We start from the raw sequence: 26,182 nt of genomic DNA on the forward strand, positions 1-26,182 counted from the left end.
AGAAATAAGAAGAAAACATTGGCATCTCCAGCCTGTGTAAAACAGCCGAGCCATATGCATCTCGCATCACTGAGAATGCGAAAAAGCTGCATATCGCCGGATATGGTTCATGTGTCAGCTGAAAACTTCAGGCGGTCCCGTGGGGAAATAAGTTGTTGCCAGATGGCTGGGCGGACCCACAACAAGAAAATACCCGGCATATTGTGCGGTAACAAATATGAAATTATAGGCAAATGCGAGTGTTTGCCCAATAACGCCAGTGCCAACGGCACAAGCCGCCTGACAAAGCGTCGAGCAGCATGAGCGCGCCAAATCCTTCAGCGGCGCTTCAGTATCGGTCGCCTCAGCATTGTGGATCGAGCAGATGACCGGGATTGGTCCATTGGACCACGCAACCATCGAAGCTTGCGCATAGGAAGTGATAATGCCTTGAAACAAAATAACAAGCGCAATCGATGCCACCCAGAGGATTGCTTCAAACTTGTCACCAATTACTCTGGCTTTGAGGCTCATGGTTTGTTCATGTCATTGACGTTCCGCCTTGTCACTGTGACAAATGCGAATTTTCAGCGGCATGTTTCTTAATTTATGGAAAACTGCGGATGCTAACGAGAAAATTGGCTTCTTATTTTAATCTTGCTCACATAAACCATAAAACACAACATCACCAATGCGGGTGCAGTTGATTTTCAAGCGGCGTGCAAGGGGAAAGAAATGCTTTCAGATTTCATTATAGGGTCTGCTGTTGGCATTATCGTAATGCTGGTTCACTTAACTGCTACCCTTGCAGTGTATTATTTCGTCCACACCCTTGGAAGCAAGATCAACGAAAACCGCGTGATATTTCTTATCGCATCCTTGATCGGTTTATACATTATACTCTTCATGAGCTTGTGCTGTAGTGTATCAATCTGGGCCATCACCTATTACCATCTGGGGCTTGTCGATAACTATGGGGACGCTTTCTACACTGCCATGCTCAACTACACGACGCTTGGATCTGGTGATCTCAATCAGGTCGTGCAAACACGCTTGTTCGGCCCTATGGCTGCGGCGAGCGGCATTTTGATGTTTAGCTGGGCGGCAGCTTTGCTGGTTTATATTATCCAGCTGCATTTGCCCGTCATTCTGAAAAAAAGATGGGAAAAATAGCCCGACAAATACGTGCATCCCGCCTTAGCGGGATGCCTTGTCGGCGCCATAGCGCAGTAATTAGTTATTGATCAGACCCAAATATTCTGCGCAATGAACGTTGTGGTGCATTTGTTTCATTCTGAGGCGGCGTTGGCCTCACAACAGGGCGTTCGTCGGGTCTATTATTCGGGCGTTGCGATGGCCTGTAATAATTATCACCTCTACGAGAAGGTGGTCCGCGATAGTATCGATCATTTCGATAATATCTCGAATCATACCGAGGCCCAGAGCGATATACCACGGCGGAACCGCCGTAATACCCGCCATATGACGGCTCGTAATTCCGATAACCATCATTGTACGGACTGCCCATACAGCCCGCCAGCCCTAAGCTGAGAAGAACGACCGCAACAGACGAGGAAATCTTCTTCATATTGGCCATGGATTCTCTCCGCATTTGCAAATTTTATAAGGAGTTATCCTGCGCATGGATCGTAATAAGGGCAAATCACAATAAAAATACATATGCTAATAAAAGCCCGGATTTAACGAATACCAACCCTACAATTCACAACTCTTATGCCGGCTTGTTCAACCTGATTGGTATCGGAATTGATAAAAGCCGCTGCACTATATTTTGCCCAGCGAGACGACTATTTTTGAATAATGCTAAAATTGTTGGAAGTGGTGAGCGCGCAGGGATTCGAACCCTGGACCTACTGATTAAAAGTCAGTTGCTCTACCGGCTGAGCTACGCGCTCCCTTATTGAACAAATCGTCCCAGGAAGTGCGCGGAACATACGGGCGGCTTTCGCATTGGTCAACACCATAAAATCAAGTTTCTCCAACATAATTTCAAAAAATTAGTGTCCACCGAAAGAAATATGGCGCTCAATCGGCTTGAGGATAAAACCATGACGATAATTCTGGTTCTTTTGCCGTGATTTTGTTCGCCAAGCCCGTTCGGCAATAGAGATTCGCAGAGCGCTTTGCAGAATCTCAGGAGATCAGAGCTTGAAGAAATCGATTCCTGTTGTTGAAATGATACTGTAGGCTCGGCTCCCGTAACTCATTCCAAAAGTTCGGTTTTTCATGTCCTTTGTCACAAGCGCTGTTTTTCGGTTCAGACATTCCCTATCCGGTATCGGGCTGGCGCTCGGCACTTTGTTGTTTGCTGCCGCACTGACTCCAAGCCTCGTTCCGCGAACTTATGTCATGCAGGGCATATTATGCGGGACAGCCGTCGGCTTCGGATATGGTCTTGGTGTGTTCTGGCGCTGGCTCTGGAATTATCTCGAATTGCCAAAACCTGCTGAACGTTTGCGCAGCAGCGTCAACCTCGCGGTCGGACTGATCTGTCTGGCCATCGCGATAGCAGCGCTTTATTTTTCAGCCGGTTGGCAAGATTCCGTGCGATCCGTAATGGCTATGGAACCGGTACCAAGTGCATATCCGGCAAGCGTTTGTGGACTAGCAGTCGCTACATTTCTAGTTCTATTGCTGCTCGCGCGGGCCCTCATCGGGTTGGGGCGCTTCATTTCAGCAAAGATACATCGCCTTTTGCCGCGCAGAGTTGCCAACGTTGCTGGCGTAGTGGTCACGATTGTGCTCATCTGGACAATCGCCAACGGTCTTCTGATACAGTCTGCATTCAGATTAGCCGATCGTTCATTCAGTGAACTTGATGCGCGTATTGAGCCTGATCGCCCGCAACCGGTTGCTGCCGACAAGACAGGAAGCGCTGCATCTTTGTTGAACTGGGAGCAACTGGGACGCGCCGGACGTGAATTTGTGGCCTCCGGGCCGGAAGCCTCTGCAATCTCATCTATTACCGGACGTCCAGCAATTGATCCCGTCCGCGTTTATGCGGGATTGAATGTAGCAGATCAACCAAGGCAACGTGCACAGCGCGCACTTGAGGAACTCAAGCGACAAAATGGATTTGATCGCTCGATCCTTGTCATCATTACTCCAACCGGAACAGGCTGGGTTGATCCTGCCGCCATGAATGGACTGGAATTTCTTCATGATGGCAATGTAGCAAGCATCGCGATGCAATATTCCTATCTGAACAGCCCGCTATCACTGCTGTTCCAGCCGGAATACGGGGCAGAAGCCTCCCGCGCTTTGTTTACAACCGTATATAACTACTGGAAAACTTTGCCAAAAGATCAGCGTCCGCGCTTATATCTCTACGGTCTAAGCCTCGGATCGATGAATTCTGAAAAGTCGGTCGCGCTGTTTGAAATGCTTGAAGACCCTATCAATGGCGCCTTGTGGGCAGGGCCACCCTTTCCAAGTCAGAACTGGAAGGAAATTACGAGAGAGCGAAATGCAGGCACGCCGGAATGGTTGCCAGTGTTTCGGGATGGTTCTTTCACGCGCTTTATGAACCAGCACGGACAGGCACCGGGGAATGGTGATCGGTGGGGTCCGATGCGCATTGTCTATCTGCAATATGCCAGCGACGCCGTGACATTTTTCGACAGCCACGCATTCTATCGCCAACCGGAATGGATGAATGCCCCGCGCGGGTTTGACGTTTCGCCAGAACTACGTTGGTATCCGGTGGTCACGATGCTGCAACTGGCGCTGGATATGGCTTTCGCTACTACGACGCCGCTTGGCTATGGCCATGTCTATGCACCCGAAGATTATGTCGATGCGTGGATTAAAGTCACCAATGTCAGCAACTGGAACGATGATCAAATCAACCGGCTCAAGCAGTATCTACATCATCAGATGGCGGGTGAGGACGTTGAAGGATATGACCAACGCGGGGGGTAAATAATAACAGCCGCCCTTGCGAGGCGGCTGGAATTTTTAAAACCTGAATTGCTATTCTCAATAAGGCGAATAACACTGCTGACGGGGACCATTATAAGGCTGGAACGTATTGTCGGAAGCGCGATACGAACGATAGCGATTATAACACCACTGAACATGGTTGTTGCTGTAACGATAAACCGGCTGCGGGGCTGGCTGGGAGGCGATCGCACCGCCAACGATTGCACCGGCGCCGAAAGCAGCCAGCGGATACCACCAGCCGTCATTGTGACGACGATAGCCCTGACGATAATTATTATAGCCGCGATGCCCATTCCAATAGCCCGGACGTGGACGGTGATTGCCGTTCCAGCCGGGACGTGGGCCGGGGCGATGACCATTCCAACCAGGACGCGGACCCGGACGATGGCCGTTCCAACGGCGGTCGCCGTGGCGGCGGTAGCGATCATCACGGACCTGATGAACATTATCACTGCCAGCAATCTGAGCAGTAGGCATGACCGGAGCCGCAGAAACAGGTGCCATGGCACCGATTAGAAAAGTCGCTCCGATCAAGCCAACCATCATTTTTTTCAAAGGATCTATCATCTTCTTCTCCAGTTCAACTGCACGCATCATCACAAAGGTCAGATGAACCTGTGCTGAATGATAGTCAAAAATATATAGCACCCTAAATATCTGACAAGGGTTCTAAGCCTGAGCATGACAGAGGCATTTTGACATCTAGCGGTACACCAATAAAAGCGTCATATGCTGCGATCATGAATGAAAGCTGCGCTTCCCCCATGCTTGACGAACCCAAAGAACTCAACAGTCCGATCCGTTTTCTGCCCGTAAATTCCAGCGAACCGCCCGTTGAATGGCTGATTGCTGACCGACTGACGGGCTATGAGGAAGCGCTTGCCTTTATGGAAGCGCGGGTGCTGGCCATTCGTGATGGAACGGCCAGCGAGCTTGTATGGCTTGTTGAACATCCGCCGCTTTATACGGCGGGCACCAGCGCCCATACGGAAGATTTGCTGACCCCTGACCGCTTTCCGGTTTTCAACACGGGACGCGGTGGTGAATATACTTATCATGGCCCCGGTCAGCGCGTGGCCTACATCATGCTTGATCTCAAACGCCGCCGCGAAGATGTGCGGGCTTTTGTAACCGCACTTGAGCAGTGGATCGTCGAAACACTGGCAGAATTCAACGTGAAAGGCGAACGACGCGCAGATCGCGTGGGCGTCTGGGTTGTTCGGCCTGAAAAGCCAAGACTTGCCAATGGCACGATGTGCGAAGACAAGATTGCAGCCATTGGCATTCGTCTGCGACGCTGGGTCAGCTTTCACGGCATCGCCATCAATGTTGAGCCGGAACTGGAACATTTTGGCGGAATCGTACCGTGTGGCATTGCTGAATACGGGGTCACAAGCCTTGTCGATCTTGGCTTGCCGATCACCATGGGCGATGTCGACGTGGCGCTGGGCAAAGCCTTTGAAAGTGTTTTCGGCCCTCGTAAGACGCGATAATCAGGCAGCCTTTAAGTTCCGCTCACGCATGAATACATAAAAGCCCGAGCCTACAATGATCGCGATGCCGAACCATTTGGACGGCGTCGGAAAATCGCCAAACACGATCAGGCCGATCAAAACCGCATTGACGATTTCAAGATACTGAAACGGCGCAAGCATGGATGCCGGTGCAAGTTTGAATGCCTGCACAACGAGCAGATGGCTGACAGTTCCAATTGCACCGAGCAAAAATAAAAGCAACCAGGGTTGCAGACTATGCGGCAGTGAAAAGCTTAAGTCTTCTACGCCCAAAGTCGTGCCAAAAACCATCGCCAGACCTGCCATCAACGACCCGCCAATGCCTGCATACAATTGCATGACAACCGGGCTTTCTTTCGCGCCATATTTTCGGTTCAAGATGAGATAAATTGCAAATGTCACGGCAGTCGCCAATGGTAGTAACGATACCGCGCCAAAGATCTCAAAGCTTGGCTGGATGACAATCATTGTGCCGATCAGGCCGATACCCACCGCACTAAAACGACGCCAGCCGACCTTCTCTTTCAGAAAAACTGCTGAGAGCAGCGTCAGGATCAGCGGTTCGGCGAAAAACACCGCCATAGCATCGGCCAGGGGCATATATTTGACTGCTGTGAAAAAACAAACGCCGCCAAAGCCCATGAGCAAACCACGAACCAGATTGCCGACCAGATGCGTGGTGCGCAACGCAATGATCCCGCCCATGACCATCAGAACGAGAAACATCAAACCAGATTGAATAAAAAACCGCATGAAGGTGACAGTTGCCGGGGGCATATTATCCATCATAGCAAGCCACTTGCCGATGGAATCCATAAGCGGCAGCAGCAAGACCGAAAGCACCATGATAGCCATGCCCTTGACGTGCGTTTCTGTGCTGCTCTGCATTTTTTTACTCGCGGTTGATTAACTTAAGCGCTTACGCGAATGGTCGATCTGTTTCTATCCTAATCAGCTTAAAGAAACGGACGGGTTTGACTTTCGCCATGATTGTGGTGCAAATCGGCCTCGCTAAGCGCAAAACCACTTGATAACTTCTGGCAAAAGCAGAACGTAAGGCGAACTTTAGTCGCTTTGCGGCATTTCCCGTGCCATGATCTGTGTGATTCGCAGACAGGATATTTTTGGCCTATGCGTACTTGCGCGGCCTTCGTAGATTAAAGACAGAAAGCTTTTCGGACAAAGATGGACGATAACGATCTCTTTTCCAGAGTAGTCAACAATGCCCGCGAACGGCAGATGGAAGCGCAGCCTGAAAAGGCTCCCGCGCCCATTCCCGTTGTGCCAGCACCTGTACCACAATCTGCGCCGAAGCCCGCCCCAGTCGCAACCAAGGCACCGCCGGTTTCGTCAGGCAATGATGATTACAACGCGTCTTCCATCCGCGTTCTTGAAGGACTTGAACCTGTGCGCCTGCGTCCGGGCATGTATATTGGCGGCACAGACGAAAAGGCGCTGCATCACCTTTTTGCAGAAGTTATCGACAATTCGATGGACGAGGCTGTTGCAGGCCACGCAAATTTCATTGAAGTCAGTCTAGATACTGAAGGTTTTCTGACTGTCAGCGACAATGGTCGCGGCATTCCGGTCGACGAGCATCCGCAAGTGCCTGGCAAGTCCACACTCGAAGTCATCATGACAAAGCTGCATGCTGGCGGTAAGTTCGACGGCAAGGCCTATGAAACCTCCGGCGGCCTGCATGGTGTCGGTGTTTCGGTGGTCAATGCGCTTTCGGATGTTCTGGAAGTGGAAGTTGCCCGTAATCGCCGCCTCTATCGCCAGCGCTTTTCGCGCGGCATTCCGCAGGGCGGTCTCGAAGATGCGGGCGAAGTGCATAACCGTCGCGGCACCCGCGTTCGCTTCCATCCCGATCCGGAAATTTTCGGTAAGAGCGCACATTTTGATCCGCACAGGCTTTATCGCATGGCGCGCTCGAAAGCCTATCTCTTTGGCGGCGTCGAAATCCGCTGGAGCTGCGATCCTGCGCTGCTTGATCCCAAAAAAGAAACGCCTGAAAAGGCCGTGTTCCATTTCCCCGGCGGCCTGAAAGACTATCTTTCAGCATCGCTCGGCAAGGAACATCAGGTTACGCGTGAGATTTTCTCAGGCCGCACTGAAAAGCAAAGCGGTCATGGTGCTGTTGAATGGGCCATATCGTGGTATGGCGGCGACGGTTTCGTCAATTCCTACTGCAACACGATTCCGACAGCGGACGGCGGCACACATGAAGCGGGTCTGCGCATTGCACTGACGCGTGGCCTTAAAGCCTATGCGGAACTTACCAATAACAAGCGCGCTTCGATCATCACCACCGATGACGTGATGATTTCGGCGGCTGCCATGATGTCGGTTTTCATCCGCGAACCGGAATTTGTCGGCCAGACCAAAGACAAGCTCGCCACAGTTGAAGCGCAGCGCATCGTTGAAAACGTCATACGCGATCCTTTTGACCATTGGCTCACGGCCTCGCCACAGGAAGCATCGCGCTTGCTCGACTGGGTTGTTGATCGTGCGGAAGAACGTCTGCGCCGCCGTCAGGAAAAGGAAACCGTCCGCAAAAGTGCGACACGCAAGCTGCGCCTTCCCGGTAAGCTTGCCGATTGCACGCAGAATGCGGCGGCTGGTGCCGAACTTTTCATCGTAGAAGGTGATTCCGCAGGCGGTTCTGCCAAGCAGGCACGCAATCGTGCCAATCAGGCGATCCTGCCGTTGCGCGGTAAAATTTTGAACGTTGCGAGTGCTGGTCGCGAAAAGCTGACTGCCAACCAGCAGATTGCCGATCTCGTGCAGGCATTAGGTGCTGGCACCCGTAAGAACTATCGCGAAGAAGATTTGCGCTATGATCGCATTATCATCATGACAGATGCGGATGTGGACGGCGCACATATTGCATCACTGTTGATCACGTTCTTCTATCAGGAAATGCCGGACCTGATCCGTAACGGGCATCTCTATCTTGCCGTGCCGCCACTTTATCGTATTAGTCAGGGCGGGAAAGTCGCTTATGCGCGCGACGATGCGCACAAAGATGAATTGATGCGCACCATGTTTACGGGGCGCGGCAAGGTTGAGCTTGGTCGCTTCAAAGGCCTTGGCGAAATGCGCGCCGAGCAGCTCAAAGAAACAACCATGGACCCTAAGAAACGTACACTTCTGCGCGTCCATGTTGATGAAGATTATATCGAAGAAACAAAAAGTACCGTGGATGATCTGATGGGAACGAAGCCTGAAGCACGCTTCCGCTTCATTCAGGATCGCGCAGCCTTTGTGGGAGAGCTGGACATTTGATCCGCTGTGATAAGATTCGGTAAATAACCGAGATGACAAAAGGGGCGAATGCAATCGCCCCTTAGACAGCGGCTCAATCTGGTTTTATCAGATCGGCGCTTTAACTCTTTATTTTAACGCTAATCTTTTCCGATCAAAGAGGAATCAGAAATTAGTCCATTGGACTAATTTACCCGCGAAGGCGTTTCAAACTTTTCGGATACGCTTTATTGTGTCACTTATCATGCTCTGCAAGCCATTGCTGCATCATCTTTATTTCTGCTTCCTGTGCAGAAATAACCTCTTCTGCAAGCGCGCGCACCTTTGGATCCGAGCCATATTTAAGCGCTACACGCGCCATGTCGATCGCACCCTGATGATGAGGGATCATTCCCCGCATGAAGTCTACATCGGCATTGCCTGTAAACTTAACACCCATGTCTGAATGCATTCGATCATTGGCGGCTTTGTAGGCTGCAACCGCAGGACTATCGGCAGACGCATTATCACTGGTGACGTGTGCGCCATGGTTCATATGGGCATCATTCGCCCCCGTCTGCCCCTGCGCAAATCCCGCCCCCGCACTGGTGAACAGCACGCCCGCGAAAACGATTGAGGAAAGCTTCATTATCAGAACCTCCGTTGGTTTATCCCATACGGAGGAACTTAATGCTTTCCATCGTTGGAAGGTCAAGCGCCCAAACATCGAATTTAAGAAGGCAAAAACCGACAGTTATTCCTTCACTGCTTAACATCAATACCGAGCTTGGTTTCAATATCTTCGAGAGATTCCTTAACAAAGAATGTCAGGTCAGTGCTGAGCGTCACAATACGCGTTCCGGTACCATATGCATTATAAGACAGAACGTGATTGAAATTGACAGCAACCCGTTCGCCGCTGACGTCAGTAAGCATGATCCACATAAGCCCCTCCTGCTGAAAAATGATTCCTTACAAGAGGATAGGCGCATATGTGCAAATGACAATGAAACTTTACAATACAATCCGCATGCGGGCTTTTTCAACGCTACGACCAAAGCTTTCGGACCATTCGCCACCACGGTGATAAATCCGAAAACCCATCTTCTCATAAAGGCTGATTGCCGGAAGATTATCGGCATGGGTTCCAATCTCGGCTTGAACAAAATCATCAAGCAAAATCTGCGCGATTATAGCGTCGAGCAATGCAGCACCAGTGCCTTGGCGGTGATAGGTGGGATCGACCCAGAGATCGGAGATATAATTGGATTTGGACACACGCGCGGCCCAGCCACGGATCAGCCCATCTTGCTCCGCGACAAGAACACAATCAGCGTCCTCATTGAGATCATGCAGAAATTTGGCTTCGAGCGCATCCCGGCTGTTATCTGTCAGAACAATGTCATGTGCCGCGGTTAGCCATGCCCGAACTGCTAGCTCAGCCATCAAAACAAATTCGCCGGACATTTTTGCCCGGCGAATAAGAAATTCAGATTTTACCACCATTTCTTTGGGGTAAAGCGTCCCGCTGCCTGCTCGATTGCACTGGCTGCCTGGAACAAAGTTTCTTCTTCAAATGGACGACCAATCAACTGAAGCCCGAGCGGCAGGCCCTGATCGTTAAGTCCCGCAGGAACAGCAATCCCTGGCAGACCCGCCATGTTGAGCGTGATTGTGAAGATGTCATTGAGATACATCTTGACTGGATCGTTTGCGAGTTCCTTGTCACCTATGCTGAAAGCGGCAGACGGTGTGACAGGTGTCAGAATCGCATGAACACCGCTGGCAAAGACATTTTCAAAGTCCTGCTTGATCAGCGTGCGAACCTTCTGTGCGCGCAGATAATAAGCGTCGTAATAACCAGCCGAAAGCACATAGGTTCCGGTCAGAATACGGCGCTTCACTTCCTTACCGAAGCCTGCAGCGCGGCTCTGTTCGTACATATCGGCAATATCCTTGCCCGGTACGCGCAGACCGTAACGCACGCCATCATAACGTGCGAGGTTGGAAGAAGCTTCCGCGGGTGCCACAATATAGTAGGCGGCAAGCGCATATTTAGTGTGCGGCAGCGAAACATCGACGATTTCTGCGCCAGCATCCTTGAGATACTGGATGCCCTTCTGCCAGAGCGCTTCGATTTCTTCCGGCATACCATCGATACGATATTCGTTCGGAATACCGATCTTGAGACCCTTCAATGACTTGCCAATGGCTGCTTCATAATCCGGAACCGGCAGATCGACCGATGTCGTATCTTTCAGATCAAGCGACGCCATCGACTTCAGCAAGATCGCAGCATCACGCACATCGCGGGCAATCGGGCCAGCCTGATCAAGCGAGGAAGCGTAGGCTACGACACCCCAGCGCGAAACGCGGCCATAGGTTGGCTTGATGCCGACAGTGCCGGTGAAAGCTGCGGGCTGACGGATCGAGCCGCCCGTATCGGTTGCCGTAGCACCAGCGCAAAGATGCGCTGCAACGGCTGCTGCCGAACCACCCGACGAGCCGCCTGGCACCAGATCAACATCGGAACCATTGGCACGCCAAGGATTTTTTACCGCACCATAATGCGAGGATTCGTTGGACGAGCCCATGGCGAATTCGTCCATATTGAGTTTGCCCAGCATGACAGCGCCGTCAGCCCAGAGATTGGCGGTGACGGTCGATTCATATTCCGGCTTAAAGCCATCGAGAACATGTGAGCAAGCCTGCGTGTGAACGCCTTTGGTCGCAAACAGGTCTTTTACGCCAAGCGGAATGCCTTCCAATGCACCAGCTTTGCCTTCGGCAATCCGCGCATCGGAAGCTTTTGCCATTTCGCGCGCCTTTTCAGGCGTCACAGCGACATAGGCATTGATCTTCTCATTAGCGGAATCGATAGCCGCGATATAGGCATCTGTGAGTTCAGTGGCGGTAATTGCCTTGGCCTTCAGCTTGTCGCGCGCTTCGGCAATGGTCAGTGCGGTGAGTTCGCTCATCATCAAATCCTGTAAAGTCACGCCTCAGCAAGACGTTTTTCAAAAAAGGCGCTGTATTCGGAGTCAGGATAATCCAGAACCACTCCGCAACGCGCAAAACCCGAATTTTCATAAAGCCGCCAGGCACCATCAAAGCCGGGACCTGTGCCGGTTTCAAGGACCATGCGTGAAGCACCGTTGGCTCTTGCCAACTCGACAATCGCATCGACAAGATGTGAGCCGATACGCTTGCCTCGAACTTCCGGGCGCGTGAACATGCGCTTGAGTTCACCCACACCGTTATCGTGCATCTTCAGCGCACCACAGCCGACGGCCTTTCCGTCTTCATCTCGTGCGACAAAAACCGTCGTATCCGGTTCCGCCATCTGTTCAACAGTCATCTTAAACTGGAATTCGATCGGCGAAAGCGGCAGCATATGCGCGTTCAAGGCTTCGACCAGATCGCGCACATCGTCCTGCAATGGGGTCTCGACAGAAACCCGAATAGCCATCGATTTACTCCACGACCTTTGGCACCACGAAGAAATTCTCTTCGGTCACAGGCGCATTGGCAACGACAGCACTAGCAATATTACCATCGGTCATCGCATCTTCACGCAGACGCATTTTGATAGGCGCCACCGAAGTCATCGGCTCAATGCCGTCAACGTTGACTTCGTTCAACTGCTCGACAAAGCCCAGAATTGCATTCAGTTCACCGGTCATGCGTTCAGCTTCATCTTCGCTGACAGCAATCCGCGCAAGATGCGCGACGCGCTTGACGGTTGAAATATCGACGGACATCCTGTTCTCCGCAAATGCTTGTTTAGGACAGCATAAAGCTGCCCTGAAAAGGTTCTTTTACCGGCTATAACGGTGTGGGTGCGGAAGCGCAACATTTCTTGCGCTTCCATCCATAGTTAGAAGCTATGAACTGTCCCAGCCGGAGCAACCAAAACCTTAGTTTTCGACTGACCTTCCATACCCGCTACAAGTTTTTCTGCGTTCTGATCGATGATCGGGAACGAACCATAATGGCATGGAAGAACCGTTTTGAAGTTGAAATAACGCTGGCAGGCAAGCGCTGCCACAGCACCGCCCATGGTGAAGCGATCACCAATCGGCACGATGCCGATTTCCGGCTGATGCAACTCGTTGATCAGCGCCATATCGGAGAAAATATCCGTATCGCCCATGTGATAAAGGCACGGCGCATGGTTGAAATGAAAGACCAGTCCATTCGGATTTCCGAGAGCCTGTGAAACGCCGTTTTCCGTCAGCATGGCAGAGGAATGAAGCGCGTTCACAAAAGTAACAGTAAAACCATTATGGGCGAGCGTGCCGCCGGTATTACCGGGATCGAGCTTTTCCACACCCTGACTTCCAAGCCAGCTTGCAAGATCGGCATTGGCAATCACAGTTGCACCATGTTCTTTGGCGATTGCCACCGTATCACCGACATGATCGCCGTGGCCATGGGTGAGTGCAATATGGGTTGTGCCGTTAGTTACTTCTTTGAAATCAAGGCCCTTAGCACCAGGATTGCCGTTGAGAAAAGGATCAATGAGGATAACCGCATCCGCAGTCTCGACGCGGAATGCCGCGTGGCCCAGCCAGGTGATTTTCATGAAGTTTCTCCTTCGATCTCGATTTTCAGTTTTAAAACAGATATTACGGCTCAATTACATCAGGCAATATGAAGCTTGTTCAAAATCTTATGAGGAATTATGGCCGTTATTGAAATAGAAGACGTTGCAGATGTTTTGCAGCGCGGCCATACGATTGCCGGACTTGATCTTGGCACCAAAACCATCGGTCTTGCAGTTTCCGACCTCGGCCTGTCCTTTGCAAACCCTCGCCCGGTTATCAAACGCGTCAAATTCTCAATCGATGCGCAGGTTTTGCTCAAAGCATTGAGCACCGACAATGTTGGCGTCATCGTCATTGGCCTGCCGATGAATATGGACGGAAGCGCCGGACCGCGTGTTCAGGCAACGCGTGCTTTTGTTCGCACCATGCAGCCGCTGACCGATCTGCCATTCGTTTACTGGGATGAGCGACTTTCGACGGTTGCCGCCGAACGCGCGCTGATCGGCATGGATGTATCGCGCGGCAAGCGGGCCGAACGCATCGATTCGGCTGCAGCTTCCTTCATTTTGCAAGGTGCACTGGATCGTTTGCACCTTTTGCGTTCATCACATTCCGACGACAGCGATTACGACGCCGGATAAAGCTGGTCCAATATCCGGTTTGCATTATGGCGTGCATCGAGCATGCCATAGGTCGAGCGCCACTGACCACCGAGACGCGTTTCAATGAATGCGTCTGCGATATCATCCGCGCCGAGACTGCGCAGTTCTGCGGCAGCAGCAGCATAAGCAAGCTGCGCCGTCAGAAGACGTGCAACACCCTGATCAGTTTCTGTTAGTTGCAAGGCTGCCTGCAACACATCAATCGTGCCTTGCCCGCGCACGCCAAGCTGCCCGCTGATCCAGTCGAGAACTTCGTCAAACAGCGATGGTGCGCGAGAAAGAACGCGCGCCACGTCAAGCGCCATGACATTGCCTGAGCCTTCCCAGATCGCATTAACCGGCGCTTCGCGATAAGCGCGTGCGAGATTGCCGTCCTCAATATAACCATTGCCGCCGAGGCATTCCATGGCTTCAAAAAGCAATGCTGGTGCTGTTTTGCAGACCCAATATTTGACAACCGGTGTCATGCAACGGGCGAAAGCCGCTTCCGCACGATCACTTGCAGCCATATCAAATGCGCGTGCAAGCCGCATGGAAAGGGCCGTTGCACCGGCAACATCGAGCGCCATATCGGCAAGCACACGGCTCATCAGCGGCTGTGCGATTAACTTTTGTCCACCGACTTCGCGATGACGCGCATGATGTACCGCTTCGGCCAGACCCGAACGCATCAGACCGGCTGAGGCGACCGCGCAATCCAACCGGGTGAGTGTGACCATATCCATGATGGTCTTTACACCGTCGCCCGGATTTCCGACCAGATGACCAATCGCTCCGTCGAATTCGACTTCCGCCGAAGCGTTAGATTTGTTGCCGAGCTTATCTTTGAGACGCTGGAAGAAAAAACCGTTTCCAGCCGCTTCATTGGTCAGACGCGGCAGCAGGAAGCACGAAAGCCCCTCTTCCGCCTGCGCCAGCACCAGAAACGCGTCGGACATTGGAGCCGACATAAACCACTTATGGCCGATGATCGCATAGGTGCCATCTTCGTTTCGTTCAGCGCGGGTCGTATTGGCGCGAACATCCGTGCCGCCCTGCTTCTCGGTCATCCCCATGCCAAGCGTTATGCCATGCTTCTGCAAGGCAGGCTTTTGCGAAGAATCATATTTGCGCGATAGAATCTGCGGCGACCATTCCCTATAAAGTTCAGGCGACGACATGATGGCCGCAAGCGATGCATTGGTCATGGTCAGCGGACAAAGATGCCCCGATTCAAGCTGTGCGGTCAGATAAAACCGTGCGGCACGAGCCTGATGGCGGCGTCCGGATTCAATGGAAATGGCCTCCCATATCGAGCAATGAAGGCCCTGCGCAATCGAACGGCGCATCAGTGCATGATAGGCTGGATGATATTCCACCATATCGGCGCGACGCCCCTGACGATCATGGCTGCGCAGCTTTGGCAGTTCCGTATTGGCAAGGCGCGCAAGATCCTGCGCTTCTGCCGACATGACGAAACGCCCGGTGTTTTCCAGATCGGAATGCAGTTCTTTCGGGAAACGCGCTGCGATCTGTATCAGAAGCGGATCGCCCAGATATGCATTGGTACCCGCCATCGACGGGGTCTGGTTGGTTACTTCGTGCGTTTTCACAGGCTCATCCGTTTGGTTTGGTTCAATTCAATGTCTATTCTATGCGTTCTTGCATTGTAATTTACTAACATTTTCCAACGTCCCACTGCTTTATGCCCAAAGAATGCAGGTTTTTCTTTGTGAATCGGCCAAAGCCATTATAAGGGCGGTTGCGGTCCAGTTCTTGCGGCTCTATACGGGTGACTTGTCATGACAAATCAAACGGTCTCTCCGATTTTCCCTCATCGCCACCTGCTTGGCATCAAGGGGCTATCGCCCCTGGACATTAATTGTCTTCTCGATCTTGCAGATCAGGAAGTGGCTGTCTCCAGACAGTCCGAGAAGAAAAAGTCCGTGCTGCGCGGTCGCACCCAGATCAACCTGTTCTTTGAAGCATCGACGCGAACGCAATCATCGTTCGAACTCGCCGGAAAACGGCTCGGCGCGGACGTGATGAACATGTCGGTCGGCAATTCGTCGGTCAAAAAAGGCGAAACGCTCATCGACACCGCGATGACGCTGAACGCTATGCAGCCCGACATTCTGGTTATACGCCATGCGTCTGCCGGTGCAGCCGCACTCCTTGCGCAAAAAGTCGGTTGTGCAGTCGTCAATGCTGGCGATGGTGCACACGAACACCCAACACAGGCGCTGCTCGACGCGCTGACCATCCGCCGAGCCAAAGGCGACATCGGCAACCTGATAGTTGCCATTTGCGGCGATGTGCTCCACTCGCGCGTTGCGCGCTCCAACATTCTGCTTCTCAACGCACTTGGCGCACGCGTTCGCGTTGTTGCTCCTTCAACCCTGCTGCCCTCTGGCATCGCTGATATGAGTGTTGAAGTTTACAACACCATGGAAGAAGGTCTGAAAGACGCCGATGTCGTGATGATGCTGCGCCTTCAGCGTGAGCGTATGGCTGGCTCCTTCGTGCCATCGGTGCGTGAATATTTTCGCTTCTACGGTCTCGACAAGGAAAAGCTGAAGCTTGCCCGACCTGATGCACTGGTCATGCATCCCGGCCCGATGAATCGCGGTGTCGAGATTGCATCCGATGTCGCGGACGGTCCGCAGAGTATGATCCAGCAACAGGTGGAAATGGGTGTCGCCGTGCGTATGGCGGTTATGGAAGCCTTGCTCGATCCGCGTCGTGCAGAAGCCGCAGGAGAACGGGCATGAGTGCGATCCTTTTTGAAAATGCCCGCATTATCGATCCGTCTCGCGGCCTTGATGAAGTCGGAAGCCTGCTGATCAAAGATGACAAGATCGTTGCCAGCGGTGCCGATGCCCGTAATCAGGGTGCGCCGGAAGGCGCTGAAATCCTCAACCTGAATGGCATGGCTATTCTGCCGGGTCTGGTCGATTCGCGCGTATTTATTGGTGAACCGGGTGCGGAACACCGCGAAACCATCGCATCGGCCAGTCAGGCCGCAGCGGCAGGTGGCGTGACATCTATCATCATGATGCCTGATACCGATCCGGTGATCGATGACGTGGCATTGGTCGAGTTCGTCAAACGCACGGCACGTGATACGGCTATCGTCAACGTGCATCCGGCTGCAGCCATTACCAAGGGCCTGCATGGCGAGGAAATGACTGAAATTGGTCTGTTGCGTGATGCAGGAGCAGTCGCCTTCACCGAAGGTCGCCATACGATTGCCAATACGCAATTGATGCGCCGTGCGCTGACTTATGCGCGCGACTTTGATGCGGTAATTGCCTGTGAAACCCGTGACCCTTATCTCGGTGCCAATGGCGTGATGAATGAAGGCCTGTTTGCAAGCTGGCTCGGATTATCGGGAAGCCCCCGCGAAGCGGAAGTTATCCCGCTCGAACGTGATCTGCGTTTGGCCGCCCTCACCCGCAGCAAATATCACGCAGCACAGCTTTCCTGCGCCATGTCAGCCGATGCGCTTCGCCGTGCAAAAGACCTCGGCACCAGGGTGACAGCAGGCGTTTCAATCAATCACCTGTCGCTCAACGAAAACGACATCGGCGAATTCCGTACCTTCTTCCGCCTGTCGCCACCTTTGCGCAGCGAAGAAGATCGTCTGGCGATGGTTGAAGCCGTCAAGAATGGCACGATTGATATTGTCGTCTCCGCTCATGATCCACAGGATGTTGACACCAAGCGTCTGCCTTTTGCGGATGCTGAAGCTGGCGCGATTGGTCTCGAAACGCTCCTTGCAGCGGCCCTTCGCCTGCACCACAACGACAGCATCCCGTTGCTGCGTCTGGTGGAAGTGCTCTCGACCGCGCCTGCGCGTATCTTCGGACTGGACGCAGGCACGCTGAAGCCCGGTGCGAAGGCTGATCTGGCGATTGTCGATCTGGACGAGCCATGGGTGGTTCGCGAGGATGACTTACATTCCCGCTCAAAGAACAGTTGCTTTGAAGGCGCCCGCTTTCAGGGTCGCGTCAACCGCACTATCGTCGGCGGTAAGACCGTTTATTCAGCTTAGCAGTTGCGTAAATTAGCATCTAGAATAATGCCTTAGGTTTTTTTGGGTGTTCTCAAAAATTTGGAAAAGCCGTCTTGCTTTTAGACGGCTTTTCTTCTCAATTGATTAATAAAGAAGATATGGGGAGTTTCATGGCCGAAGCAGGTCTTTTCAGTCTGGTGTCGCTGGGGGCGCTGATTTTCGGTTATATTCTGGGTTCAATTCCGTTCGGGCTTGTTCTGACACGCCTTGCGGGTTTGGGTGATGTCCGATCAATCGGTTCCGGCAATATCGGCGCTACCAATGTTCTGCGCACCGGCAACAAGAAACTCGCCGCAGCAACCCTTCTTCTCGATGCGCTCAAAGGCACGGTTGCAGTGCTGATTGCATGGCGATTTGGCGAGTATGCAGCAATTGCTGCGGGTTTTGGCGCGTTCATAGGCCATCTTTTCCCGGTCTGGATCGGCTTTAAGGGTGGCAAAGGCGTTGCAACCTATCTTGGCATTCTGATCGGCCTTGCATGGCCGAGTGCACTGATTTTCATTGCCGCATGGATCATCACGGCACTCCTTACCCGTTACTCATCGCTTTCAGCACTTGTTGCCAGCCTCATTGTGCCGATTGTGCTTTATATTCGTGGTGATCTGGCGATTGCAGCCTTGTTTGCCATTATGACAGTGATTGTCTTCATCAAACATCACGCCAATATTTCCCGGCTTTTAAGCGGCACCGAAAGCAAGATCGGCAAAAAAGGATGACAGAGCGCGCGAATTCAAAACATGGAATTCGCCTCTCAGATCGGCAGCGGCTCAACTGGCTGCGTCTCATCCGCACTGACAATATCGGATCGGTTACCTTTCGCGATTTAATTTTGTTTTGCGGATCAGCCGCCAATGCCATTGAACGACTGCCAAGCCTCAATATCCGTGGCGGCGGTTCACGCGCGGTACGCATCCCATCCCTTGAGGATGCCGAGCGCGAACTCGAAGCCATCGAACGGATTGGCGCGCGTCTTGTCGGCATGGGCGAGCCAGATTATCCGCAGCAACTGAAAAACTGCGAAGCGCCGCCACCACTTGTCATCATCAAGGGCGATGTCAATGTATTCCGTAAACCTCCTGTAGCCATCGTCGGTTCACGCAATGCATCGGTTATTGGCGCACGTTTTACCGAAAAATTAGCACGTGATCTGGGTGATGCCGGTTTTGCGATTGTTTCCGGCCTCGCACGCGGCATTGATGCGGCAGCCCATAAGGCCAGCATGGCAAGCGGAACAATTGCAGTTCTTGCAGGCGGTCTCGACCGGCCCTATCCGCCTGAAAACCTTCCGATTTACCGCGCTATTCCCGAGAATGGCGGTGCGCTTATTACCGAAATGCCTATGGGTGCGGAACCACGCTCCAAAGACTTTCCACGCCGCAACCGCATCATTGCTGGGCTGTCACTCGGTCTCATCGTCGTTGAAGCGGCAGAGCGTTCTGGCTCGCTGATCAGTGCGCGTATGGCGGGTGAAATAGGCCGCACAGTGTTTGCCGTCCCCGGTTCGCCACTGGACCCTCGTGCGCGCGGCACCAATGCTCTTTTAAAACAAGGCGCAACGCTGGTGACGAATGCGGATGACGTGGTTGAATCCCTCACGCCGTTGATTGGCGGAGATACAATTCGAACCAATACCGATCAGTCTGATCTTCTCAGCCAGTTTGAGGAGCCGCCAGAGTCACGTCACGCCATATCTACCGATGAACAGCGTGATATTTTGATTGATGCGCTTGGTCCGGTTCCTATCGATGTGGACTCGCTTGTCAGACACACGGGTCTAGAACCAAGCAATGCGCAGTTGATACTTCTCGAACTTGATCTTGCAGGGAGGCTCCTACGCTATCCGGGCAATCAGGTGGCTCTTATGCCGCAATAAACTAATTCAAGCATTTGCAGCAAAACTGCGTGAGCTTTTTTGCGCGGGATAATGCGATAAAACGCTCTAGGCTCTGTGGGGATTTTGTTTCAGGGCGCGACGTGCCACGGATTTCGTTCCTGAACAGGAGAGCAGGTCGGCGTGTTGTGTATCTCAACAATGGCAGTTCGACGCATTCAGGGGAAAACCCGCCACAGCCTGAAGGGATATGATGAAAATACCCCAGCTTTGCGTCGCAAAATCTTGATAGAGAACGCCTCCACCCTCGGCTTTGCTCCTAAACCTGTGCAATTTTCATCCTTTCTACGCTCCAAAACCAACAGACCCTAAATTATTATTTTACATTTTCGCGAATACGGCGACCGTCCCGCGCTTCCTGCAAGGCCATATCCATCATATAGACGAGCATCTGCTGGTCAGTCTTTTTTGCCATAAGAATGAGTTCTTCAAGCATCTGCTCAATATACATCAGTATCTCCCGGTGGGTTGCTACCCGTTGAACCATTCTTGCCCCCAAGATCGTTCGATTGCCTGCGTCTGAAAGTCACCCTTCTGGCCATGAGACGCCGTGCACTCTTTCGAACGCACAAAGGGCGCTCAATTTTTTGAATCGATAGATCGTGCTTTACAAAAACTAACTATAATTTTTTAGCGTCGATGCCCCAAGCCCATTGGATATAACTCAGCCAAATACTACCATGTGGTTTATAATTAACAACAGCAATCTTTAGTTGTATTTGTCGATTTTTCGCTCCGTGCTCTTGACCAAACGCAAACCGCTGTTCATGTGAAAGGCAAATATTTGAACGCGATAGAGGGACATCTTTCCCGTAATCATTGCGAATCTGGGCAGTTATAATGAACGTGGTCGTTGTCGAATCGCCTGCAAAGGCTAAAACCATCAATAAATATCTTGGCTCGAACTATACAGTTCTGGCCTCGTTTGGTCATGTGCGAGATCTGCCAGCTAAGGATGGCTCCGTTCGTCCTGATGAAGATTTTGCCATGTCATGGGAAGTTGACAGCAATTCTTCCAAGCGTCTGGCAGATATTGTCAAAGCTCTGAAAGACAGCGATGCATTGTTTCTCGCAACCGACCCTGATCGCGAAGGCGAAGCCATTTCGTGGCATGTGCTGGAAGTTCTGAACCAAAAGAAGGTGCTCAAGGGTAAAACCGTCAAGCGCGTCGCATTCAACGCAATCACCAAGAAAGCCGTTCTGGATGCCATCGCCAACCCGCGCGATATCGATGAACCGTTGGTCGATGCTTATCTGGCCCGGCGTGCACTCGATTATCTGGTCGGCTTCAATCTTTCGCCAGTGCTTTGGCGCAAGCTGCCGGGTGCGCGTTCTGCGGGACGTGTACAATCTGTGGCGCTGCGCCTCGTCTGTGATCGCGAGTCTGAGATCGAACGCTTCATTCGAGAAGAATACTGGAATGTTGCTGCACTTTTAAAAACACCGCGCAACGATGCTTTTACGGCTCGTCTGACTGCGGTTGATGGAAAAAAGCTTGGTAAGCTCGACATCAAGAATGAAGAGCAGGCCACGGCCATCCGCACCATGTTGGAAGGCGCAAGTTTCAAGGCTGTTGCCGTTGAGGCCAAGCCAACCAAGCGCAATCCTGGCCCTCCATTCACCACCTCAACGCTGCAGCAGGCTGCATCCGGACAGCTCGGTTTTTCGGCTTCGCGCACCATGCAGGTTGCGCAGCGTCTGTATGAAGGCGTTGATATCGGCGGCGAAACTGCCGGTCTGATCACCTATATGCGTACCGATGGTGTGCAGATTGCGCCTGAAGCCATTCAAGCTGCGCGTGAAGCAATTGGCGGCACGTTCGGTGCGAAATATGTGCCGGAAAAGCCGCGCTATTATTCCAGCAAGGCGAAGAATGCACAGGAAGCGCACGAAGCAATCCGCCCGACGGATTTCTCGCGTCATCCAAAAGAAGTGCGTCGCTATCTTGATGAAGATCAGGCGCGTCTTTACGAACTGATCTGGAAGCGCACCATCGCCAGTCAGATGCAAGCTGCTGATATTGAGCGTACGACAGCTGATATCGAAGCAACGAATGGTTCGCGTTTGGCAATGCTGCGTGCCAATGGCTCGGTAACGAAATTTGACGGCTTCCTCGCTGCATATGTCGATCATCGCGAAGAAGAAGATGAGGACGAAGACAGCGCAAAGCTGCCGGAAATTCGTTCTGGCGAAACAATTGGCCGCGAAAAAATCGATGCCACACAGCATTCGACAGAGCCGCCGCCACGTTATTCTGAAGCTTCTCTCATCAAGAAGATGGAAGAGTTAGGCATTGGCCGTCCATCGACTTATGCCGCGACACTCGCAACGCTCCGCGATCGCGAATACATCACCATCGACAAGCGCAAGTTGACGCCAGACCCGAAAGGTCGTTTGGTAACGTCGTTCCTTGAAAGCTTCTTCAAACGCTATGTGGAATACGATTTCACCGCTGATCTGGAAGAAAAGCTTGATCTTATTTCCGATGGCAAACTGCTGTGGAAAGACGTTTTGCGCGATTTCTGGCGCGATTTCTCCGGCTCCATTGATGACGTCAAGGAGTTGCGCGTTACCAATGTTCTTGATGCACTGAATGAAGAGCTTGCACCGCTCGCGTTTCCTGATCGTGGCGATGGGAGCGATCCACGCTCGTGCCCGACTTGCGGCACCGGCCAGCTTTCGCTGAAGCTCGGCAAATATGGTGCATTTGTTGGTTGCTCCAACTATCCTGAATGCAAATTCACCCGTCAGCTTGGCGGTGAAGGCAATGGCGAGGCGGCAGCTTCCGATGAGCCGAAGTCGCTTGGCAAAGATCCGTTCACGGCGGAAGAGATCACCGCTCGCACCGGTCGCTTTGGCCCCTATATTCAGCGTGGCGAAGGCAAGGAGGCCAAGCGCGCCAGCCTGCCAAAGGGTTGGTCACTTGATACGGTTGATCATGAAAAGGCAGTTGCGCTTCTGTCACTGCCACGTGATGTTGGACAGCATCCTGAAACCGGCAAGATGATTTCGGCAGGCATTGGGCGCTATGGGCCTTATGTCAGCCATGACGGCACCTTCGCCAATCTCGAAAATGCCGAAGAGGTATTTTCGGTTGGTCTTAATCGCGCCGTTGCTGTTCTTGCAGACAAGCAATCCAAAGGCCCCGGTCGTGGCCGCGCAACCCCTGCCGCACTTGCAACACTTGGCGACCACCCCGAGGGCGGGTCGATCACCGTGCGCGATGGTCGTTATGGTCCATATGTGAATTGGGGCAAGGTCAACGCCACGCTTCCAAAGGGCAAAGAACCAGCCAGTGTGACGATGGAAGAAGCGCTCGCCTTAATTGCCGCCAAAGCTGGCAGCACCAAAACCAAGAAGGCCCCTGCTCGCAAGTCCGCCGCTAAGTCCGCAGACGGCGAGAAGAAAGCCGCGCCGAAAAAGGCTGCCGCTAAGAAGCCAGCAGCAAAGAAAACAGCCGCTTCCAAAGCAAAAGCGAAGCCGGCAGAGGAGTAAGAATTGGCACGCCGTTTCCCCAAACCCGATACCGGACGATCCGCACGGACCGAACGGCGTGCAGCTACTGCAAAACTCAACGAGGCAAAGACCGCTGATCCGATTGCCTATTTGCCGACGCGTCAGGAAGTTCTCAAATTCATTGAGGAAAATCCGGACCGTGCAGGCAAGCGTGAGCTTGCCAAAGCCTTCAACATCAAGGGCGATGCGCGCGTCTATCTTAAAGACCTGCTGCGTGAATTGGCAGACGAGGGATTGCTGGAAAAGCGCGACCGTCGCCTGTCACGTCCTGGCTCATTGCCGCCAATTGCCAGTTTGATCATAACAGGTCGCGATAAAGAAGGCGGCCTCGTTTCCAGCCCAGTCGATTGGGACGAGGCGGAATATGGCAAACCGCCTGTTGTTCTGATTCATCGCACACGCTTGAACAAAACATCCGATGGTCCAGTTGTGGGCGTCGGCGATCGCGTATTGGCGAAAATTTTCCGCAGCAAAGAGCATGACGGCCCAGAATACTCAGCGCGTGTCATCAAGGTTCTTGAGCAAAACAACAATGCAGTGCTGGGCGTTTTGCGCAAACTGAGCAATGGGGACTGGCGGCTTGAGCCGGTCAATCGCAAGCAGCCAGAAGTACAGCTTGACCCACAATCGCTGTTAGATGCGAAAAGTGGCGATCTTGTCGAAGTGGAACTTCTGTCGTCGCGCCGCTATGGTCTGCCATCTGGCAAAGTACGTCAGGTCGTTGGTTCCGTAGACAGTGAAAAAGCGCTGTCGATGATCGCTATTCATGAGCATGAAATTCCCCACATCTTCCCTGAGGAAGTCCTGCGTGAAGCAGCGGATGCAAGGCCCGCTACACTTGACGGGCGAGAAGACTGGCGCGAAATGCCTCTGCTCACCATCGACCCAGCAGATGCAAAAGACCACGATGATGCGGTTTATGCAGAACCGGATACCGATCCCAAAAATCTCGGCGGCTTTGTCGTTGTCGTAGCGATTGCCGATGTTGCTGCATATATTCGCCCCAACTCTGCCCTTGATCGCGAAGCCTTAAAGCGCGGCAATTCGGTCTATTTCCCTGATCGCGTAGTGCCTATGCTGCCGGAACGCATCTCAAACGATCTGTGTTCATTGCGTGAACTGGAAGACCGCCCAGCGCTTGCTGTTCGTATGGTGTTTGACGCAAACGGTCATAAGAAGTCGCACAAGTTCCATCGCATACTGATGCGCTCACACGCTAAGCTTTCCTATCAGCAGGCACAGGCGGCGATTGACGGCGCAACCGACGAGAAGACTGCGCCGATCCTCGACACCATCCTGAAGCCGCTTTGGGCTGCCTATGCAGCGCTCAAACGCGGACGTGATGCACGCGAACCGCTTGAACTTGATCTGCCGGAAAAGAAAATTATTCTGGCTGCTGATGGCAAGGTCGACAAGGTTATCGTGCCGGAACGTCTGGACGCGCATAAGCTTATCGAAGAGTGTATGATACAGGCCAACGTGGCAGCGGCCGAAGTGCTTGAAGCGCATCGCCAACCGCTGATTTTCCGCATTCACGATGAACCGGCACTCGCCAAGCAAGAATCCTTGCGTGAATTTTTGCGCACGCTTGAAATTAATCTTGCCAAAGGCGTTGCTCTCAAGCCCAGCCAGTTCAACCGTATTCTTGAAGCCGTTGACGGAACAGATCATCAGGATCTGGTCAATCAGGTTGTGTTACGCACGCAGAGTCAAGCTATTTATAGCCCTGATAATATTGGCCATTTTGGCCTGCATTTGCACAAGTATGCCCATTTCACCTCGCCAATCCGTCGTTATGCCGATCTGATCGTGCATCGCGCATTGGTGAAGGCGCTCGGACTTGGCAAGGATGGCCTGACCACCGACGAAGAAGCGCAGCTTGTAGAAACAGCAGCACTTATTTCCTCAACCGAACGCCGCGCAATGCTGGCTGAACGCGAAACAGTTGACCGCCTGATTGCACATTTCCTCGCAGCTCATCTCGGCGACGAGTATGAGGGCCGTGTTACGGGCGTTACGAGAGCCGGACTTTTCGTGTCTCTTGCGACATATGGCGCAGACGGACTTGTCCCCATTTCAACTTTGGGCAATGAATACTATCTGTATGATGAAGCAAACCACGCACTCGCTGGTGAAAGAAGCGGAAAAGGCTTCCGCCTCGGCGATAGCGTTACGGTGAAGCTGGTGGAAGCGCTCCCTGTCGCGGGTGCACTTCGTTTTGAGATGGTTTCGGAACCGCACTCCCTGCCGATGTCGACGCGTTCGCATCATAAGGCAACCAAGGGAATGCGCGGGCGCGCAGGAAAGCCAGCAGGCGTTTCACGCTCAAAAAGAAAAGGTCGCAAATGAGTACGTTAGAGGCCAGTTCAACAGATAATCACGTACAGGTTTTCGGTGGCGAAAACCCGAAAGCCGCACGTCCAAGCCGTGATTTGAAGCAGGCGCTATGGCGAGGCTTCAAGTGCCGCTGCCCCCATTGCGGCGAAGGCAAGCTGTTTCGCGCTTTTGTGAAGCCAGTCGATCATTGCTCCGTTTGCGGTGAGGATTATACCGAACAGCGCGCCGATGATCTGCCTGCCTATCTGACAATCCTGATAGTCGGCCATATTGTCGTTGCCGCTTTCATGGGTGTGGAATCCACCACCAACCTTTCGCTGCTGGCTCATATGGCAATATGGGGTCCGATGATCGTTGTGATGTCTCTGCTCCTGTTGCAGCCGGTCAAAGGTGCTACCATCGGGTTGCAATGGGCCTTGTTCATGCATGGGTTTGGTGGTCAGGGCGAAGGCGAATATAGCGACGTCACATAA

The 26,182-nt window shown here is 52.6% G+C and carries 24 protein-coding genes and 1 tRNA gene; 12 read left to right on the forward strand and 13 right to left on the reverse strand.

Annotation, left to right across the window (positions count from 1 at the left end; all coding sequences use genetic code 11):
- Window positions 1-114: 114 nt before the first annotated feature.
- Window positions 115-513: a hypothetical protein gene (locus CEV31_RS16310; RefSeq protein ID WP_094508379.1), complete on the reverse strand. Its 399-nt coding sequence runs from the start codon at window positions 511-513 to the stop codon at window positions 115-117.
- Window positions 514-714: 201 nt separating this feature from the next.
- Between CEV31_RS16310 and CEV31_RS16315 the strand changes: the two genes are divergently transcribed.
- Entirely contained in the window at window positions 715-1,152 is a 438-nt protein-coding gene (locus CEV31_RS16315; RefSeq protein WP_094508381.1) for an ion channel, read from the forward strand.
- Window positions 1,153-1,819: 667 nt separating this feature from the next.
- Here CEV31_RS16315 and CEV31_RS16320 read toward each other — a convergent pair.
- A tRNA-Lys gene (locus tag CEV31_RS16320) sits at window positions 1,820-1,895 on the reverse strand.
- A gap of 331 nt (window positions 1,896-2,226) precedes the next feature.
- On the opposite strand from CEV31_RS16320, the gene CEV31_RS16325 reads away from it, so the two are divergent.
- On the forward strand, window positions 2,227-3,921 hold the full coding sequence (locus CEV31_RS16325) for an alpha/beta hydrolase (RefSeq protein WP_094508383.1): 1,695 nt from the start codon (window positions 2,227-2,229) through the stop codon (window positions 3,919-3,921).
- A gap of 57 nt (window positions 3,922-3,978) precedes the next feature.
- Here CEV31_RS16325 and CEV31_RS16330 read toward each other — a convergent pair whose 3' ends face one another.
- On the reverse strand, window positions 3,979-4,509 hold the full coding sequence (locus tag CEV31_RS16330; protein ID WP_094508636.1) for a BA14K family protein: 531 nt from the start codon (window positions 4,507-4,509) through the stop codon (window positions 3,979-3,981).
- Between the two features lie 173 nt (window positions 4,510-4,682).
- On the opposite strand from CEV31_RS16330, the gene lipB reads away from it, so the two are divergent.
- On the forward strand, window positions 4,683-5,435 hold the full coding sequence (gene lipB, locus CEV31_RS16335) for a lipoyl(octanoyl) transferase LipB (RefSeq protein ID WP_094508385.1): 753 nt from the start codon (window positions 4,683-4,685) through the stop codon (window positions 5,433-5,435).
- On the opposite strand, the gene CEV31_RS16340 is transcribed toward lipB, so the two are convergent.
- On the reverse strand, window positions 5,436-6,344 hold the full coding sequence (locus CEV31_RS16340) for a DMT family transporter (protein WP_094508387.1): 909 nt from the start codon (window positions 6,342-6,344) through the stop codon (window positions 5,436-5,438).
- A gap of 297 nt (window positions 6,345-6,641) precedes the next feature.
- Between CEV31_RS16340 and parE the strand changes: the two genes are divergently transcribed.
- Window positions 6,642-8,744 (forward strand): DNA topoisomerase IV subunit B, encoded by a 2,103-nt coding sequence (gene parE, locus CEV31_RS16345; protein ID WP_094508389.1) that lies wholly within the window; start codon window positions 6,642-6,644, stop codon window positions 8,742-8,744.
- Between the two features lie 214 nt (window positions 8,745-8,958).
- Here parE and copM read toward each other — a convergent pair whose 3' ends face one another.
- The 7 genes from copM to CEV31_RS16380 form a co-directional block, all read right to left on the reverse strand.
- On the reverse strand, window positions 8,959-9,351 hold the full coding sequence (copM, locus tag CEV31_RS16350) for a CopM family metallochaperone (RefSeq protein WP_094508391.1): 393 nt from the start codon (window positions 9,349-9,351) through the stop codon (window positions 8,959-8,961).
- A 113-nt stretch (window positions 9,352-9,464) separates the two neighbouring features.
- Complete coding sequence (locus tag CEV31_RS16355; protein WP_094508393.1) at window positions 9,465-9,647, reverse strand: hypothetical protein; 183 nt, start codon at window positions 9,645-9,647, stop codon at window positions 9,465-9,467.
- Between the two features lie 69 nt (window positions 9,648-9,716).
- Entirely contained in the window at window positions 9,717-10,148 is a 432-nt protein-coding gene (locus tag CEV31_RS16360) for a GNAT family N-acetyltransferase (RefSeq protein WP_235818127.1), read from the reverse strand.
- A gap of 50 nt (window positions 10,149-10,198) precedes the next feature.
- Window positions 10,199-11,680 (reverse strand): Asp-tRNA(Asn)/Glu-tRNA(Gln) amidotransferase subunit GatA, encoded by a 1,482-nt coding sequence (gene gatA, locus CEV31_RS16365; RefSeq protein ID WP_094508638.1) that lies wholly within the window; start codon window positions 11,678-11,680, stop codon window positions 10,199-10,201.
- Window positions 11,681-11,697: 17 nt separating this feature from the next.
- Window positions 11,698-12,171 (reverse strand): GNAT family N-acetyltransferase, encoded by a 474-nt coding sequence (locus CEV31_RS16370; protein ID WP_094508397.1) that lies wholly within the window; start codon window positions 12,169-12,171, stop codon window positions 11,698-11,700.
- A 4-nt stretch (window positions 12,172-12,175) separates the two neighbouring features.
- The gene (gene gatC / locus CEV31_RS16375) at window positions 12,176-12,463 is read right to left on the reverse strand and encodes an Asp-tRNA(Asn)/Glu-tRNA(Gln) amidotransferase subunit GatC (RefSeq protein ID WP_094508399.1); all 288 of its coding nucleotides are present in this window, start codon (window positions 12,461-12,463) and stop codon (window positions 12,176-12,178) included.
- A gap of 116 nt (window positions 12,464-12,579) precedes the next feature.
- Complete coding sequence (locus tag CEV31_RS16380) at window positions 12,580-13,287, reverse strand: metal-dependent hydrolase (protein WP_094508401.1); 708 nt, start codon at window positions 13,285-13,287, stop codon at window positions 12,580-12,582.
- Window positions 13,288-13,386: 99 nt separating this feature from the next.
- Between CEV31_RS16380 and ruvX the strand changes: the two genes are divergently transcribed.
- Window positions 13,387-13,890, forward strand: a complete 504-nt coding sequence (ruvX, locus tag CEV31_RS16385; protein ID WP_094508403.1) for a Holliday junction resolvase RuvX — start codon at window positions 13,387-13,389, stop codon at window positions 13,888-13,890.
- On the opposite strand, the gene CEV31_RS16390 is transcribed toward ruvX, so the two are convergent.
- The gene (locus CEV31_RS16390) at window positions 13,875-15,503 is read right to left on the reverse strand and encodes an acyl-CoA dehydrogenase family protein (protein ID WP_094508405.1); all 1,629 of its coding nucleotides are present in this window, start codon (window positions 15,501-15,503) and stop codon (window positions 13,875-13,877) included. The two genes, ruvX and CEV31_RS16390, sit on opposite strands and share 16 nt — an antisense overlap.
- 189 nt (window positions 15,504-15,692) lie before the next feature.
- On the opposite strand from CEV31_RS16390, the gene CEV31_RS16395 reads away from it, so the two are divergent.
- The 4 genes from CEV31_RS16395 to dprA all read left to right on the forward strand — a co-directional run bounded on the left by CEV31_RS16395 (window position 15,693) and on the right by dprA (window position 19,838).
- Window positions 15,693-16,661 carry an aspartate carbamoyltransferase catalytic subunit gene (locus tag CEV31_RS16395; protein WP_007878655.1) on the forward strand — a complete coding sequence of 323 codons (969 nt, stop codon included), beginning with the start codon at window positions 15,693-15,695 and terminating at the stop codon, window positions 16,659-16,661.
- Entirely contained in the window at window positions 16,658-17,944 is a 1,287-nt protein-coding gene (locus CEV31_RS16400) for a dihydroorotase (protein WP_094508408.1), read from the forward strand. The genes CEV31_RS16395 and CEV31_RS16400 overlap by 4 nt, the downstream gene beginning before the upstream one ends.
- 131 nt (window positions 17,945-18,075) lie before the next feature.
- On the forward strand, window positions 18,076-18,681 hold the full coding sequence (plsY, locus tag CEV31_RS16405) for a glycerol-3-phosphate 1-O-acyltransferase PlsY (RefSeq protein ID WP_094508410.1): 606 nt from the start codon (window positions 18,076-18,078) through the stop codon (window positions 18,679-18,681).
- Window positions 18,678-19,838 (forward strand): DNA-processing protein DprA, encoded by a 1,161-nt coding sequence (gene dprA, locus CEV31_RS16410; RefSeq protein ID WP_094508412.1) that lies wholly within the window; start codon window positions 18,678-18,680, stop codon window positions 19,836-19,838. The genes plsY and dprA overlap by 4 nt, the downstream gene beginning before the upstream one ends.
- Before the next feature lie 334 nt (window positions 19,839-20,172).
- Here dprA and CEV31_RS21425 read toward each other — a convergent pair whose 3' ends face one another.
- Window positions 20,173-20,307: a hypothetical protein gene (locus CEV31_RS21425; protein WP_268876355.1), complete on the reverse strand. Its 135-nt coding sequence runs from the start codon at window positions 20,305-20,307 to the stop codon at window positions 20,173-20,175.
- 389 nt (window positions 20,308-20,696) lie between these two features.
- On the opposite strand from CEV31_RS21425, the gene topA reads away from it, so the two are divergent.
- Genes topA through CEV31_RS16425 form a run of 3 tightly spaced genes read left to right on the forward strand, consistent with a single transcriptional unit; the run spans window position 20,697 to window position 26,182 of the window.
- Window positions 20,697-23,351 carry a type I DNA topoisomerase gene (gene topA / locus CEV31_RS16415; RefSeq protein ID WP_094508414.1) on the forward strand — a complete coding sequence of 885 codons (2,655 nt, stop codon included), beginning with the start codon at window positions 20,697-20,699 and terminating at the stop codon, window positions 23,349-23,351.
- Window positions 23,352-23,354: 3 nt separating this feature from the next.
- A complete protein-coding gene (gene rnr / locus CEV31_RS16420) occupies window positions 23,355-25,721 on the forward strand; it encodes a ribonuclease R (protein WP_094508416.1) in 2,367 nt (788 codons plus the stop codon).
- The gene (locus CEV31_RS16425) at window positions 25,718-26,182 is read left to right on the forward strand and encodes a DUF983 domain-containing protein (protein WP_094508418.1); all 465 of its coding nucleotides are present in this window, start codon (window positions 25,718-25,720) and stop codon (window positions 26,180-26,182) included. Before rnr ends, CEV31_RS16425 begins: the two co-directional genes overlap by 4 nt.

The organism is Brucella thiophenivorans (assembly GCF_002252445.1).
Classification (GTDB): domain Bacteria; phylum Pseudomonadota; class Alphaproteobacteria; order Rhizobiales; family Rhizobiaceae; genus Brucella; species Brucella thiophenivorans.

Coding starts and splice junctions, on each gene's coding strand:
- CEV31_RS16310 (WP_094508379.1), bottom strand. CDS start 513: ATGAGCCTCAAAGCCAGAGTAATTGGTGACAAGTTTGAAGCAATCCTC.
- CEV31_RS16315 (WP_094508381.1), top strand. CDS start 715: ATGCTTTCAGATTTCATTATAGGGTCTGCTGTTGGCATTATCGTAATG.
- CEV31_RS16325 (WP_094508383.1), top strand. CDS start 2,227: ATGTCCTTTGTCACAAGCGCTGTTTTTCGGTTCAGACATTCCCTATCC.
- CEV31_RS16330 (WP_094508636.1), bottom strand. CDS start 4,509: ATGATAGATCCTTTGAAAAAAATGATGGTTGGCTTGATCGGAGCGACT.
- lipB (WP_094508385.1), top strand. CDS start 4,683: ATGAATGAAAGCTGCGCTTCCCCCATGCTTGACGAACCCAAAGAACTC.
- CEV31_RS16340 (WP_094508387.1), bottom strand. CDS start 6,344: ATGCAGAGCAGCACAGAAACGCACGTCAAGGGCATGGCTATCATGGTG.
- parE (WP_094508389.1), top strand. CDS start 6,642: ATGGACGATAACGATCTCTTTTCCAGAGTAGTCAACAATGCCCGCGAA.
- copM (WP_094508391.1), bottom strand. CDS start 9,351: ATGAAGCTTTCCTCAATCGTTTTCGCGGGCGTGCTGTTCACCAGTGCG.
- CEV31_RS16355 (WP_094508393.1), bottom strand. CDS start 9,647: ATGTGGATCATGCTTACTGACGTCAGCGGCGAACGGGTTGCTGTCAAT.
- CEV31_RS16360 (WP_235818127.1), bottom strand. CDS start 10,148: ATGGCTGAGCTAGCAGTTCGGGCATGGCTAACCGCGGCACATGACATT.
- gatA (WP_094508638.1), bottom strand. CDS start 11,680: ATGAGCGAACTCACCGCACTGACCATTGCCGAAGCGCGCGACAAGCTG.
- CEV31_RS16370 (WP_094508397.1), bottom strand. CDS start 12,171: ATGGCTATTCGGGTTTCTGTCGAGACCCCATTGCAGGACGATGTGCGC.
- gatC (WP_094508399.1), bottom strand. CDS start 12,463: ATGTCCGTCGATATTTCAACCGTCAAGCGCGTCGCGCATCTTGCGCGG.
- CEV31_RS16380 (WP_094508401.1), bottom strand. CDS start 13,287: ATGAAAATCACCTGGCTGGGCCACGCGGCATTCCGCGTCGAGACTGCG.
- ruvX (WP_094508403.1), top strand. CDS start 13,387: ATGGCCGTTATTGAAATAGAAGACGTTGCAGATGTTTTGCAGCGCGGC.
- CEV31_RS16395 (WP_007878655.1), top strand. CDS start 15,693: ATGACAAATCAAACGGTCTCTCCGATTTTCCCTCATCGCCACCTGCTT.
- CEV31_RS16400 (WP_094508408.1), top strand. CDS start 16,658: ATGAGTGCGATCCTTTTTGAAAATGCCCGCATTATCGATCCGTCTCGC.
- plsY (WP_094508410.1), top strand. CDS start 18,076: ATGGCCGAAGCAGGTCTTTTCAGTCTGGTGTCGCTGGGGGCGCTGATT.
- dprA (WP_094508412.1), top strand. CDS start 18,678: ATGACAGAGCGCGCGAATTCAAAACATGGAATTCGCCTCTCAGATCGG.
- CEV31_RS21425 (WP_268876355.1), bottom strand. CDS start 20,307: ATGTATATTGAGCAGATGCTTGAAGAACTCATTCTTATGGCAAAAAAG.
- topA (WP_094508414.1), top strand. CDS start 20,697: ATGAACGTGGTCGTTGTCGAATCGCCTGCAAAGGCTAAAACCATCAAT.
- CEV31_RS16425 (WP_094508418.1), top strand. CDS start 25,718: ATGAGTACGTTAGAGGCCAGTTCAACAGATAATCACGTACAGGTTTTC.